The organism is Escherichia sp. MOD1-EC6842 (genome assembly GCF_002965705.1).
In the GTDB taxonomy this organism is placed as follows: domain Bacteria; phylum Pseudomonadota; class Gammaproteobacteria; order Enterobacterales; family Enterobacteriaceae; genus Escherichia; species Escherichia ruysiae.
Map to the genome: position 1 here is coordinate 96,008 of NZ_PTRF01000010.1, position 13,131 is coordinate 109,138.

Consider the following 13,131-nt stretch of genomic DNA (forward strand, 5'->3'; position numbering starts at 1 on the left):
GCCCGGCCTGAATTAATTAAACCCGACTACCCCACAAATCGTACTCGTCGGCATGCTCGACTTTCACACGCAGGATATCGCCCGGCTTAACGTTGGTTTCACCATTGAGATAAACCGCGCCGTCGATTTCCGGAGCGTCTGCCATGCTGCGGCCGATTGCGCCTTCTTCGTCCACTTCGTCGATAATGACCAGAATTTCACGGCCCACTTTTTCTTGCAGGCGCTCGGCGGAAATCTGCTGCTGCAGTTGCATGAAGCGATTCCAGCGTTCTTCTTTCACTTCTTCCGGAACCTGGTCAGGCAGGGCATTGGCGTCTGCGCCTTCAACCGGGCTGTATTTAAAGCAGCCAACGCGATCCAGACGTGCTTCTTTCAGGAAGTCGAGCAGCATCTGGAAATCTTCTTCCGTCTCGCCAGGGAAGCCGACAATAAAGGTTGAACGCAGGGTCAGTTCCGGGCAGATTTCGCGCCACTGTTTGATGCGTGCCAGTTGGCGATCTACAGAACCCGGGCGCTTCATCAGTTTGAGAATTCGCGGGCTGGCGTGCTGTAACGGAATATCCAGATACGGCAGGATTTTGCCTTCAGCCATCAGCGGGATAACGTCATCTACATGCGGGTAAGGGTAAACGTAGTGCAGACGTGTCCAGATCCCCAGTTTTGATAACTGTTCGCACAGGCTGACCATACTGGTTTTTACCGGCTCGCCGTTGTAAAAGCCTGTACGGTGTTTAACATCAACGCCATACGCGGAAGTATCCTGGGAGATCACCAGAATCTCTTTAACGCCCGCATCTACCAGGCGTTTCGCTTCGCTTAACACTTCGCCAATCGGACGGCTCACCAGATCGCCGCGCATAGACGGAATAATGCAGAAGGTGCAGCGATGGTTACAGCCTTCGGATATCTTCAGATAAGCGTAATGACGTGGCGTCAGCTTAACGCCTTGCTCAGGCACCAGGCTCAGGAATGGGTTGTGTTTCGGTTTTGGCACGTAGTGATGAACGTGCTCCAGAACCTGCTCATAGCTATGAGGGCCGGTGATTTCCAGCACTTTCGGGTGGACTTCGCGGATCTGATCTTCTTTCGCCCCCAGACAACCGGTCACTATTACCTTGCCGTTTTCATTCAACGCTTCGCCAATGGCTTCCAGTGATTCTTGCACCGCACTGTCAATAAAACCGCAGGTGTTGACGATTACCATGTCTGCGTCGTCGTAGCTCGGTACTACGTCATAACCTTCAGTGCGCAATTCGGTCAGAATACGCTCTGAATCGACGAGGTTTTTCGGACAGCCGAGGGAAACAAAGCCGATTTTCGGCTGGGGAGTTACTTTGCTCATAGCTTAAAAAATATTCAGTTACAGGAAAGGTCAGGGCAGGGATTCTACAGAGTTCTGGATAAAATTTGTATCGTAATCTGGTCAACAGGCGAGGAAAACGCCCCAAATATCGGGGCGCAAATGGTTATCAGGCTACAGGGTTTTCAGTTAGCGCCTTTGCAGGCTGGTTGCTGGATTTGTCCCGCAGCGTAAAGACCGAAATAAGCGTGAAACAACCGGCAATCGCCCCCAGGATGAGATAGGTTTCAGCAAAGCCAATGGTGTCATACAGATAGCCGGCAATAGGTGAATAGATTGCCGTGGCGATGGATGCCACAAAAAGCACCAGCAGGTAGACCGTCGAAGAGAGTTTATGATCAAAGTTAGCTGCGATAAATTTAAACACAGATACCAGGATCAGTGGTTTTTCGATGGCGTGCATCATTTTAACGGCTGCAATCCACACTGGTCCCAGTTGGATTGCAGAACCGGCAATGCGCAACGACATAATGGTTCCGGCAATCACTAATGCCCATTTTGCGCCAGTGCGGTTAACAAACCACGGCATCAGACAGAGAAATAGGGTTTCTCCACAGACCTGGACAGAAGCCAGAATCCCGTACCAGCGATTGCCTTCTTCTGGTGTCGGAAATTGCAGCGAAAAATATTGTGCGAATTGTTGATCGTAGGTGTCATAAACTTGCGTTACGAACAGAGTGAACATCAATAAAAACCAGAACTGACTATTTTTCGCCAGTTCAAGCGCATGGATAGCTTTCAGCGAATTGGTTTTTTCAATTTCCGCCTCGGTCAGTTCGATTTTGGTAAACATAAAGCAGATTGCGGCGACCACAATGGCACAGCTTGCCAGCCAGAAAGAGAGATTAGGGCTGGTATCAATGTATTTACCCACAATCCACGCGGCGGCGGCCCATCCCAGAGAGCCCCACATTCTTACGCGACCATATTCAAAATGATAACGACGCGAAACTTTATCTATCCAGGAATCCAGAACGCCACAGCCAGAATTAAAAATGATCCCCAGGTAAACGCCACCCAAAACAGCGCCCAGCCAGAAGTTATGAACCAGAAGCGGGGCGTACACATAAATAAAGAATGGGCCTACGGGAAGTAATAATGCGACGAGGAGCCAGATGAGTTGTTTCTTAAGACCAAATTTATCGGAGATGAAACCGAAGAACGGTTGCATTAATAACGCAATGAAAGCATTAACGGAATAAAGTAATCCTGTGCGTGTGGCGGTAATTTCCAGATGCTGTGTCGTCCATATGACAAAAAATGCCATCGTTGCCGACCAGGCAAAGAGGTACAGGAAATCGAAAATACTGAGCAAAATATAATTACGTTTACCGGGCAATAACATAGCCATATCCTCAATCACTGGCGTTGGGTCATTTACCGTTGGCACAGGCATTCGCTGTGCTTACTGGTTATTGTTTTGGTATGCATCTCCGGAAAATGTCATACGTTAACAATTTCATTTTTACTCTGACCCTGACCGCGATGATTAGGCAATGTGTTAAATGAATGTTTGCGATTTGCATCACAATTATTGCTGGTAATAAAAAAGATTTAGCGAAATAGATCACTAAATCTTTTTATGAGAACGTATTACTTTTATGCCTTGCGTGTTAGCTCATCCGCCAGTGTGCGAAGGTGTTCAGCAATATTCATCAGATCAGTCTGTGCTGAGTGCAGAGGGCCAGCAGAGTTACGCACGACCAGGCGACTGGGAAGGATGGTTGAAGAGCGGAGCATCGCATGTTCATCGTCCGGCTGTAAAATCTGTTGAACGGCAATTTTCCCTTGTAAATCAAAGTCGATTGCGACGGTCGTTAGCGAAGGTTCAAAAAACGCACTCTCATAGGTGTCGTCATAGCCAATGACAGAAATATCTTGCGGGATTTTACGTTTTTGTTGATGTAAGGCGCTTAACGCCCCCAATGCCATCTGATCATTGGCGATCAGAAGAGCGGTCGCCTGTGGCGTTTCACGTAGCATCTGTAACGTCGCCAGATAGCCGCTTTGAGCGTCCCAACTACCGTAATGAATGGCCAGCGGCGTCAGTTGGAGTGAGGAGAGGGTATCGCGCCAGGTATTGAGTCGTAGCCGCGCTGGTACTGAATTTTCTGGGCCAGAGACCAGGCAAAATTGACGATGCCCCAAATCGTAAAGATATTTCACGCTGGCGCGTGCACCTTCTGCGGGATTAAAGGTGACGTTAAATACCGGGCTATAAGGGTCCACGTCGAGAAACAGACACAACACATCGCTGTTTTCAGCAACCAGAGTTTCAGCCAATGCCGTTTCCAGCGGTGCGTTGATAATAATCTTTGTTACCCGTTGTGCTTTTAAGTCATTAATTGCAGCCTGAATACCTTTAATATCAATATCATCGATCATGGATATCAGCACCTGATATCCCTGTTCTCCGGCATATTTTTTCACTGCTGCCGCAATTTGCGAGGGGGCATGTAGGGCGAGCGAAGTTGTAACCAGCCCGATCGTTTTGCTCTCTTTCCCTACCAACTGTTGAGCTACGCGATTTGGAACGTATTTAAGTTCGGCAATGGCTTGTTCAATTTTTTGACGTGTTTTGGCAGACACGTTCGCTGAATTGTTAAGCACCCGCGACACTGTCTGATAAGAAACATTGGCATGACGAGCAACATCGGCAAGGGTTGCAGCTTTGGTTTTCATATTCGCCCCGGCTAAAAGATTTGTCACAGTATACCGCAGTGAATGTCATACGTATCACGCTCACCTGTCTCAGTGCTGGTAAGCTGAACCGACGAACCTGTTTGAAGGGAAAAAACGCGTACTTGATCACATTCTTGCCGGACATTCCTTGCATAGCGAAGCAATTAATTACTAGATGATATCGTTGTGAACGAATAACATTTTTTGTCTGTTTAAAACAATTCAGGAGTCAGCATGGACAAGCACCCACCGATCATCCCCAGGGCCCCATGGTTACTTCATGGTGCTGATTACAATCCGGAGCAATGGTTACATGTCCCTGGGATTCTGGAGAAAGATATCGCCATGATGCAACAGGCTGGTTGTAACACCATGTCGGTGGGCATTTTTAGCTGGTCAATGCTGGAACCCACAGAGGGTGAGTATCGCTTTGACTGGCTGGATGAAGTGCTGGATAAACTTCATGCTGGCGGGATTTCTGTCTTCCTCGCAACACCAAGCGGAGCAAAACCCGCCTGGCTTGCAGCTCGTTATCCAGAGGTTCTGAGAGTTAGCGCCTCACGCGAGAAAATGCTTCACGGAGGTCGCCATAATCATTGCCTTTCTTCGTCAGTGTATAAAGATAAAGTGACGCAAATTAACCGTAAGCTGGCGCAGCGATACGCCAATCATCCGGCGGTTCTGGGGTGGCATATCAGTAATGAATATGGCGGAGAGTGTCATTGTAAGGGATGCCAACAGGCGTTTCGCCGTTGGTTGCAGACTCGTTACACCACTCTTGAGGCGCTTAATCAGGCATGGTGGACTGGCTTCTGGAGCCATACATACAGTGACTGGTCACAAATTGAATCGCCTTCCCCATTAGGTGAGATGTCTAACCACGGTTTGAATCTTGACTGGCGGCGCTTTGTCACATCGCAGGTAAAAGAGTTCTACCAAATGGAGATCGCGCCGTTAAAAGCTGAACGCCCAGATTTACCTGCGACGACCAATTTTATGTGGTATTTCAATGACTACAACTACTGGGCATTAGCCGAAGTGGTTGATTTTGTGAGTTGGGATAGCTATCCCATGTGGCATAAACAGGAAGATGAACGCGCCGTTGCCTGTAAAACAGCGATGTATCACGACCTGATGCGTACCTTGAAAAATAAACCGTTTATTCTGATGGAATCCACGCCCAGCCAGACAAGCTGGCAGCCAACCAGCAAATTGAAAAAGCCGGGAATGAATATTCTTTCTTCCTTACAGGCCGTCGCTCACGGCGCAGACGGCGTGCACTATTTTCAGTGGCGTAAGAGTCGTGGCGCCGTGGAGAAGTTTCATGGTGCGGTAGTTGATCATGTCGGTCATCTGGAGACGCGTACCGGGCGCGAAGTCATACAACTGGGGCAACGGCTGGCTCATCTTAACCAATTGGTTGGGACGAAAACGCAGGCAAAAGTTGCCATTATTTTCGACTGGGAAAACCGCTGGGCGGTCAATGATGCTGCCGGGCCGCGCAATTGCGGTATCCACTACGAGCAAACGGTAGTGGAGCATTACCGACCTTTCTGGGAGCAGGGCGTGGCGGTCGATATTATCAATGCTGATTGTGATCTTACGGGTTATCAGTTAGTTATTGCCCCAATGCTCTATATGGTTCGCGATGGATTTGCTGCTCGTGCTCGCGCCTATGTTGACGCTGGTGGCAATTTTGTCACCACTTACTGGTCCGGGATTGTCAATGAAACCGATTTATGTCACCTGGGTGGGTTCCCTGGCCCGTTGCGTGACCTGATGGGTGTGTGGGCTGAAGAGATTGATAGCCTTAATGATTATCAGCATAACGAAGTTATCTGTGAGCCGAATGCATATGGACTGCAGGGGCAATGGCAGGCACGGGAATTATGTGCGGTTATTCACGCCGAAGGTGCACAGGTTCTGGCGCGCTATGGCGAGGATTTTTATGCGGGTACGCCTGCGTTAACGGTAAATCACGTCGGACAAGGTCGAGCTTTCTATGTGGCTTCGCGTAATGATGCGTTATTTCATCAAGCGTTTGCCGCGATGTTGATCAACACACTTCATCTCCCAAAAGCACTTGCTACTGAACTTCCTGCTGGCGTTATTGCAACGCGTCGGACAGACGGCGATCAGGAATGGGTTTTTGTACAAAACTACACTGCTCATGTACAAAATATTGTGCTTCCTGGAGCGTGGCGAGTGGCGGAAACAGGTAAAGCTTGTTCACAAGACTTAGAACTGGCTCCGTGGGGATGCGAGGTGCTGGAAAGAGAAATAATGTAAATTCTTATTAATAAAATGTGAAGTATTGATCCCTGACAGCATTTTGTACAAAAAGTAGCCATACTATTTAATTGCACAAAGGCTGCAAAGAGGAGGATCGAAGTATGTTCGTTGACAGACAGCGAAGCGATCTACTTAACCGGTTGATCGATGCAAGAGTTGACCTCGCCGCATATGTGCAACTGAGGAAGGCCAAAGGATACATGTCCGTCAGCGAAAGCAATCATCTACGAGATAACTTTTTTAAACTGAATCGCGAACTGCACGATAAATCGCTGCGGTTGAATCTTCATCTGGATCAGGAAGAGTGGAGTGCTCTTCATCATGCTGAAGAAGCATTAGCGACAGCCGCAGTATGTTTGATGAGTGGGCATCATGATTGCCCGACTGTTATTACCGTCAACGCCGATAAGCTTGAAAATTGTCTGATGAGCTTAACGCTGAGTATCCAGAGCCTTGAAAAGCACACCATGCTTGCGCAGGCCTGAAAACTAAGGGGGAGAAAGCGTCTCCCCCTTCATGTTTAAGTTTTTGTAAAAATGAATTTGTCATCTCCTCCACTGACTACGCTTTAAGCCAGAGTCAATCCGGAGGCGTTATGCATCGACAATCCCTTTTCCTTGTGCCCTTTCTCTGTGTTTCTTCCGCTCTCTGGGCGGCTCCCGCGCCGGTAAATGTCGAAGTACTGCAAGACAAACTCGACCATCCGTGGGCGCTGGCCTTTTTACCTGATAATCACGGCATGTTAATCACCCTGCGCGGTGGCGAGTTGCGTCACTGGCAAGCAGGAAAAGGATTATCTGCGCCGCTTGTCGGTGTGCCGGAAGTCTGGGCGCGCGGGCAGGGCGGCCTGCTGGATGTGGCATTAGCGCCTGATTTTGCCCAGTCGCGCCGCATCTGGTTAAGTTATTCCGAAGTTGGCGATGATGGCAAAGCCGGAACTGCCGTGGGGTATGGCCGCTTAAGTGATGATCTCTCAAAAGTGACCGACTTCCGCACTGTCTTTCGCCAGACACCAAAACTTTCTACCGGCAACCATTTTGGCGGGCGGCTGGTCTTCGACGGTAACGGTTATCTTTTTATTGCTCTGGGCGAAAACAATCAGCGTCTGACGGCGCAAGATCTGGATAAATTACAGGGCAAACTGGTGCGTCTGACCGAACAGGGCGAGATCCCGGATGATAATCCCTTTGTAAACGAATCCGGTGCGCGAGCCGGGATCTGGTCTTATGGCATTCGTAACCCGCAAGGGATGGCGATGAATCCGTGGAGTAATGCGCTGTGGCTGAATGAACATGGCCCGCGCGGTGGTGATGAAATTAATATCCCGCAAAAAGGCAAAAACTACGGTTGGCCGCTGGCAACCTGGGGCATTAATTACTCAGGTTTTAAAATACCGGAAGCAAAAGGGGAAATCGTCGCCGGAACCGAGCAACCGGTTTTTTACTGGAAAGATTCGCCCGCCGTGAGCGGTATGGCCTTCTATAACAGTGACAAATTCCCCCAGTGGCAGCAAAAATTATTTATTGGCGCGCTGAAAGATAAAGATGTCATCGTGATGAGCGTCAAAGGCGACAAAGTGACGGAAGATGGCCGCATATTAACGGACAGGGGGCAGCGAATTCGTGACGTTCGCACAGGACCCGACGGTTATTTATACGTTCTCACCGACGAGCCCAACGGGGAATTACTCAAAGTTAGCCCACGCAATTAGCTAACGGGGATCATCACCACTTTGCGCACAGCGGGGCGTTCGGTGAGTTGCTGATACCAGCGTTGCAGATTCGGACGCGGTGTCCAGGTCAGGCCAACGTTAAACAAATTGTAAATAAACGGTGCGATAGCGATATCGCCCACACCAAACTCGTCGCCAGAAAACCATTTTACTTTTGCCAGCTCCGCATCGAGTAGGGCAAACAGGGCATCGCACTCTTTGCAGCTGGCATCAATGGCGGCCTGGTCGCGCTCTTCCGGTGGTGTTCTGACTAATCCCATCAGGATCCCACGATGGGCATTGCTGAGCGTCTGGTTTGCCCAGTCCATCCACTTTTCGGCTTCTGCGCGACGTGCCGGTGAGTCGATCCACAGACGTTCTTGCCCGTACTGTGCCGCCAGATAGCGGACAATGGCGTTTGATTCCCAAAGAATTAAATCACTTTCGTCATCACGCAACAGCGGCACCAGCCCGTTAGGGTTCATCGCCAGAAAATCGGCGTCATGGTTTACCCCAAACTCACGACCCGCCAAAATTTGCTCATAAGGCAGTTCCAGTTCTTCGAGCGTCAGCAACACTTTTTTAACGTTGGTTGAATTATTCCGACCCCACAACGTAATCATACTCACCCCTTTTCCGACAGGCAGCCACAGGCTGAACAGGACTCCGATGGTGAAGTAAAGTTAACTTTTAAGCAACAGCGAGTAAAAAAATGACGCCAGAAGCAGCGAAGCGGCAGGATATTGCATAAACTTTAAAAACTTTACCAACTTACGGTTTCTTTAAACTTGTGTGTGCGTTATTAATCACCGAACTTATCATACGGCGATATAACGTATTTTTTTTGAATGGATACTCGGGTGGCATTTATGACGCAATACTCCTCTTTCCTTCGTGGTCTTGCAGCGGGTTCTGCATTTTTATTCCTTTTTGCCCCAACGGCATTCGCGGCAGAACAAACCGTTGAAGCGCCGAGCGTGGATGCGCGTGCATGGATTTTAATGGATTACGCCAGCGGTAAAGTGCTGGCAGAAGGCAATGCGGATGAGAAACTGGATCCCGCGAGTCTGACTAAAATCATGACCAGCTATGTGGTTGGGCAGGCGCTTAAGGCCGATAAGATCAAACTCACCGATATGGTGACGGTCGGTAAAGATGCCTGGGCGACGGGAAACCCGGCACTGCGCGGTTCGTCGGTAATGTTCCTCAAACCGGGCGATCAGGTTTCGGTGGCGGATTTGAACAAAGGTGTGATTATCCAGTCCGGTAATGACGCCTGTATTGCGTTGGCCGATTACGTTGCCGGGAGTCAGGAGTCATTTATTGGTTTGATGAATGGTTATGCCAAAAAACTGGGCCTGACCAACACCACCTTCCAGACGGTGCACGGTCTGGATGCGCCGGGGCAATTCAGTACCGCGCGCGATATGGCATTGCTGGGTAAAGCGTTAATCCACGATGTGCCGGAAGAGTACGCTATTCATAAAGAGAAAGAGTTTACCTTTAACAAAATTCGTCAGCCTAACCGTAATCGTCTGCTGTGGAGCAGCAATCTGAATGTTGATGGCATGAAGACCGGAACCACGGCAGGTGCGGGATATAATCTGGTTGCTTCGGCTACCCAGGGTGATATGCGTTTAATCTCCGTAGTGCTGGGGGCAAAAACTGACCGCATCCGTTTTAATGAGTCTGAGAAATTACTGACCTGGGGCTTTCGCTTTTTTGAAACCGTGACGCCAATTAAACCTGATGCCACCTTTGTGACTCAGCGCGTCTGGTTCGGTGATAAGAGCGAAGTGAATCTCGGCGCAGGCGAAGGGGGATCAGTGACCATCCCACGCGGGCAACTGAAAAACCTGAAAGCGAGTTATACGTTAACGGAACCGCAGCTCACCGCGCCGCTGAAAAAAGGTCAGGTTGTCGGCACCATTGATTTCCAGCTTAACGGTAAATCTATTGAACAGCGTCCGCTGATCGTGATGGAAAATGTGGAAGAGGGTGGGTTCTTTGGTCGGATGTGGGACTTCGTGATGATGAAATTCCATCAGTGGTTCGGCAGCTGGTTCTCTTAATCTTCTGATGACCGGATGGCGCGGAAACGTCATCCGGTTATGCGTCATTAATACATCAACTTAATACGCTGCGCCTGCGCATACTTCACATACTCATCTTCCGGACAACAATCGCTCACCACAATATCAAAGCGTTTCAGCTCGCCCATGCGCGCCGGACGTACCTTGCCAAACTTACTGTGGTCGACAACCAGCACGTGCTTTTGTGCCATCGACATCGCCCAGTGTTTTACCGGCAACTCTTCAAGATTAAAACAGGTTGCGCCTTTACTGACATGCACGCCAGCTGCGGAATAAAAAGCGATATCCGGGCAAAAATTATTCAGTGTTTGCTGAAAATCAATGGGTTTGAAAATAGCGTTGCTGGCGTGAAATTCACCACCGCAAAGAAACGCGCGACAATGGGGTTTCTCTTTCAGCGCCAGAAAGGTATTTAGTGAATAACAAATGGCGGTGAAAGGGATTTCATTATCTATCGCTTCAATAATCCACGGCGTGGTGGTGCCACAGTCAAAAAAGAGGGTCTGATCGGGTTCAACCAGCGTCGCGGCCAGTTTCGCAGCCCGGCGTTTTTCTTCCACCAGGCGGGATTTTTGATCGCTTAACAGGTAATGGCTGGCACTACGCGGTTCCAGAACAATATAGCCGCCGAGTAGTACGACGGGGGCACTGTTGTTATTCAAATCGCGACGAATCGTCATCTCTGAAACCCCAAGCAGGGCGGCGGCATCCTTCAGGTGTAACTTATCGCTGCGTTTTAATTCTTGTAGTAACTGCCCGATACGCTCTTCGCGACGTGTTTCCATATTCCCTCTGAATAGTTATTGAAGCGAGCCGCCTGATATTACACTTTTTATCCGAAATCAGCCACGCACCCAGCCTTTACGTATAGGTAAGGCGAAACAGAAGCGATACCATAATTGCAGCTTCTGGTAGAGCATTGCCCCCACAGCCTGCCAGATAATCTGGGCGCTAAGGCAACCAATCATTCCTGCCAACAATCCACCGAGCATGTCCAGCGGCCAGTGAACACCGAGATAAACACGTGACCAGGCAATGACCACCGCCAGCGTCATGAGGATTGCGCCTGACCACAGGCGATGCCAGCATAAAAATGCCAGCGCAAAGGTAAATATCACCGTGCCGTGATCGCTTGGGAAAGAGTCATCCGCCGCATGATGCAGGAAGTTATAGCCGATATGATCAACAAACGGACGGTCGTGCGGAAATAAGTGCCCCATCGTCCAGGAAACAAACAGGCCGACCGCCAGCGCGATAGCGATTTTTATCACCAGTTGCCGTTGCGCTGTAAACCCCCATAGCCAAAGCACCGTAGCCAGCAGCGGTACTACAGTAATTAAATCTTTGGCAATAAAAATCGCTAACGAAATCATCCATGCGGATGAGTCTGGCGTCGCGTTAATAAGAGAGAATAATGAGTAATTCAGATTTTCCAGCATAACTTTCAGACTCAAAAGGTGATTATTGGGGAGCCATCAGGCAAGTCGATGAGCATAAAGTGCATGTTAAACAGGGTAAAGCGGCATCGTCTTATTTCACTTTCGGATTGGTTTACAACAGGGAATAGTAACGCGAAGGAATTAAATAAAGCTTAAAGAAAGAGTAGCTATACTCGGAATAATGTAAGAATGTGCTTAAGCGTGGTTTCACCTACAAAATTTGCTTTCTCGTTTGCCGCGCTTTTATTAAACTTTGCGCGATTATTATTGGCGAAGAAATTGCATGCAAAATAGATTAGCTTCCGGTGCCCGGCTTGGACGTCAGGCGTTACTTTTTCCTCTCTGTCTGGTGCTCTACGAATTCTCGACCTATATCGGCAATGATATGATTCAACCCGGTATGCTCGCTGTAGTGGAAGAGTATCAGGCGGGTATTGACTGGGTTCCTACTTCGATGACCGCTTACCTGGCGGGCGGGATGTTTTTACAGTGGCTCCTGGGACCGCTGTCGGATCGTATTGGCCGCCGTCCGGTGATGCTGGCGGGCGTGGTGTGGTTTATCGTCACCTGTCTGGCAATATTGTTGGCGCAAAACATTGAACAATTCACGCTATTACGCTTCCTGCAAGGGATAAGCCTTTGTTTCATTGGCGCTGTCGGATACGCCGCGATTCAGGAATCCTTCGAAGAGGCGGTTTGTATCAAGATCACCGCGCTGATGGCGAACGTGGCGCTGATTGCTCCGCTACTCGGTCCGCTGGTGGGCGCCGCATGGATCCATGTGCTGCCCTGGGAGGGGATGTTTGTCTTGTTTGCCGCATTGGCAGCGATCTCCTTTTTCGGTCTGCAACGCGCTATGCCGGAAACCGCCACGCGTATTGGTGAGAAACTGTCCCTGAAAGAGCTTGGGCATGACTACAAGCTGGTGCTGAAGAACGGTCGCTTTGTTGCCGGAGCTCTGGCGCTGGGGTTCGTCAGCCTGCCGTTGCTGGCGTGGATCGCCCAGTCACCAATTATCATTATCACTGGCGAAAAGTTGAGCAGCTATGAATATGGTTTGCTGCAAGTGCCAGTTTTCGGGGCGTTAATTGCGGGTAACTTGCTGTTAGCGCGTTTGACCTCGCGCCGCACCGTTCGTGCATTGATCATCATGGGCGGCTGGCCGATTATGATTGGCCTGTTAGTCGCCGCTGCCGCAACGGTTATCTCATCGCACGCGTATTTATGGATGACCGCCGGGTTAAGTATTTATGCTTTTGGTATTGGCCTGGCGAATGCGGGGCTGGTGCGATTAACCCTGTTTGCCAGCGATATGAGTAAAGGTACGGTTTCTGCGGCGATGGGGATGTTACAAATGCTGATCTTTACCGTCGGTATCGAAATCAGTAAACATGCCTGGCTGAACGGGGGCAACGGCCTGTTTAATCTCTTTAACCTTGCCAACGGAATTTTGTGGCTGCTGCTGATGTTTATCTTTTTAAAAGATAAACAAACAGGAAATTCAAACGACGGATAAGAAAATGCCTGGTTGCTTTGCACAATCAGGCATTCATG

At 49.4% G+C, this 13,131-nt stretch carries 11 protein-coding genes; 5 read left to right on the forward strand and 6 right to left on the reverse strand.

Annotated features, from left to right (window positions below; all coding sequences use genetic code 11):
- Positions 1 to 16 precede the first annotated feature (16 nt).
- The 3 genes from rimO to A7Z29_RS13695 all read right to left on the reverse strand — a co-directional run bounded on the left by rimO (position 17) and on the right by A7Z29_RS13695 (position 4,042).
- Positions 17 to 1,342, reverse strand: coding sequence for a 30S ribosomal protein S12 methylthiotransferase RimO (rimO, locus tag A7Z29_RS13685; RefSeq protein ID WP_032225035.1), 1,326 nt, complete (start codon positions 1,340 to 1,342; stop codon positions 17 to 19).
- Between the two features lie 127 nt (positions 1,343 to 1,469).
- Complete coding sequence (locus A7Z29_RS13690; RefSeq protein ID WP_105290371.1) at positions 1,470 to 2,705, reverse strand: oligosaccharide MFS transporter; 1,236 nt, start codon at positions 2,703 to 2,705, stop codon at positions 1,470 to 1,472.
- Between the two features lie 254 nt (positions 2,706 to 2,959).
- Positions 2,960 to 4,042 (reverse strand): LacI family DNA-binding transcriptional regulator, encoded by a 1,083-nt coding sequence (locus A7Z29_RS13695; protein WP_105290372.1) that lies wholly within the window; start codon positions 4,040 to 4,042, stop codon positions 2,960 to 2,962.
- 234 nt (positions 4,043 to 4,276) lie between these two features.
- Between A7Z29_RS13695 and A7Z29_RS13700 the strand changes: the two genes are divergently transcribed.
- The 3 genes from A7Z29_RS13700 (at position 4,277) to yliI (ending at position 8,045) form a co-directional block, all read left to right on the forward strand.
- Positions 4,277 to 6,331, forward strand: a complete 2,055-nt coding sequence (locus A7Z29_RS13700; protein ID WP_105290373.1) for a beta-galactosidase — start codon at positions 4,277 to 4,279, stop codon at positions 6,329 to 6,331.
- 104 nt (positions 6,332 to 6,435) lie between these two features.
- Positions 6,436 to 6,819, forward strand: coding sequence for a biofilm formation regulator BssR (gene bssR / locus A7Z29_RS13705; protein ID WP_000497144.1), 384 nt, complete (start codon positions 6,436 to 6,438; stop codon positions 6,817 to 6,819).
- Positions 6,820 to 6,929: 110 nt separating this feature from the next.
- Positions 6,930 to 8,045: an aldose sugar dehydrogenase YliI gene (gene yliI / locus A7Z29_RS13710; protein ID WP_085460558.1), complete on the forward strand. Its 1,116-nt coding sequence runs from the start codon at positions 6,930 to 6,932 to the stop codon at positions 8,043 to 8,045.
- Here the strand turns inward: yliI and gstB are convergent.
- A complete protein-coding gene (gene gstB / locus A7Z29_RS13715; RefSeq protein WP_105290374.1) occupies positions 8,042 to 8,668 on the reverse strand; it encodes a glutathione S-transferase GstB in 627 nt (208 codons plus the stop codon). The two genes, yliI and gstB, sit on opposite strands and share 4 nt — an antisense overlap.
- Positions 8,669 to 8,914: 246 nt before the next feature.
- On the opposite strand from gstB, the gene dacC reads away from it, so the two are divergent.
- Positions 8,915 to 10,117 carry a serine-type D-Ala-D-Ala carboxypeptidase gene (dacC, locus tag A7Z29_RS13720; protein ID WP_024212562.1) on the forward strand — a complete coding sequence of 401 codons (1,203 nt, stop codon included), beginning with the start codon at positions 8,915 to 8,917 and terminating at the stop codon, positions 10,115 to 10,117.
- A gap of 47 nt (positions 10,118 to 10,164) precedes the next feature.
- Here dacC and deoR read toward each other — a convergent pair whose 3' ends face one another.
- Together deoR and ybjG are read right to left on the reverse strand one after the other, a co-directional pair.
- Positions 10,165 to 10,923 (reverse strand): DNA-binding transcriptional repressor DeoR, encoded by a 759-nt coding sequence (deoR, locus tag A7Z29_RS13725; RefSeq protein ID WP_000450137.1) that lies wholly within the window; start codon positions 10,921 to 10,923, stop codon positions 10,165 to 10,167.
- A 57-nt stretch (positions 10,924 to 10,980) separates the two neighbouring features.
- Positions 10,981 to 11,577: an undecaprenyl-diphosphate phosphatase gene (gene ybjG, locus A7Z29_RS13730; RefSeq protein WP_000892324.1), complete on the reverse strand. Its 597-nt coding sequence runs from the start codon at positions 11,575 to 11,577 to the stop codon at positions 10,981 to 10,983.
- Between the two features lie 283 nt (positions 11,578 to 11,860).
- On the opposite strand from ybjG, the gene mdfA reads away from it, so the two are divergent.
- Entirely contained in the window at positions 11,861 to 13,093 is a 1,233-nt protein-coding gene (gene mdfA, locus A7Z29_RS13735; protein WP_010347523.1) for a multidrug efflux MFS transporter MdfA, read from the forward strand.
- The last annotated feature ends 38 nt before the right edge of the window (positions 13,094 to 13,131 follow it).

What these genes read in the sequence shown, in the direction of transcription:
- deoR (WP_000450137.1), bottom strand. Translation starts at nt 10,923, where the DNA reads ATGGAAACACGTCGCGAAGAGCGTATCGGGCAGTTACTACAAGAATTA.
- dacC (WP_024212562.1), top strand. Translation starts at nt 8,915, where the DNA reads ATGACGCAATACTCCTCTTTCCTTCGTGGTCTTGCAGCGGGTTCTGCA.
- A7Z29_RS13695 (WP_105290372.1), bottom strand. Translation starts at nt 4,042, where the DNA reads ATGAAAACCAAAGCTGCAACCCTTGCCGATGTTGCTCGTCATGCCAAT.
- A7Z29_RS13690 (WP_105290371.1), bottom strand. Translation starts at nt 2,705, where the DNA reads ATGTTATTGCCCGGTAAACGTAATTATATTTTGCTCAGTATTTTCGAT.
- bssR (WP_000497144.1), top strand. Translation starts at nt 6,436, where the DNA reads ATGTTCGTTGACAGACAGCGAAGCGATCTACTTAACCGGTTGATCGAT.
- yliI (WP_085460558.1), top strand. Translation starts at nt 6,930, where the DNA reads ATGCATCGACAATCCCTTTTCCTTGTGCCCTTTCTCTGTGTTTCTTCC.
- gstB (WP_105290374.1), bottom strand. Translation starts at nt 8,668, where the DNA reads ATGATTACGTTGTGGGGTCGGAATAATTCAACCAACGTTAAAAAAGTG.
- A7Z29_RS13700 (WP_105290373.1), top strand. Translation starts at nt 4,277, where the DNA reads ATGGACAAGCACCCACCGATCATCCCCAGGGCCCCATGGTTACTTCAT.
- rimO (WP_032225035.1), bottom strand. Translation starts at nt 1,342, where the DNA reads ATGAGCAAAGTAACTCCCCAGCCGAAAATCGGCTTTGTTTCCCTCGGC.
- mdfA (WP_010347523.1), top strand. Translation starts at nt 11,861, where the DNA reads ATGCAAAATAGATTAGCTTCCGGTGCCCGGCTTGGACGTCAGGCGTTA.
- ybjG (WP_000892324.1), bottom strand. Translation starts at nt 11,577, where the DNA reads ATGCTGGAAAATCTGAATTACTCATTATTCTCTCTTATTAACGCGACG.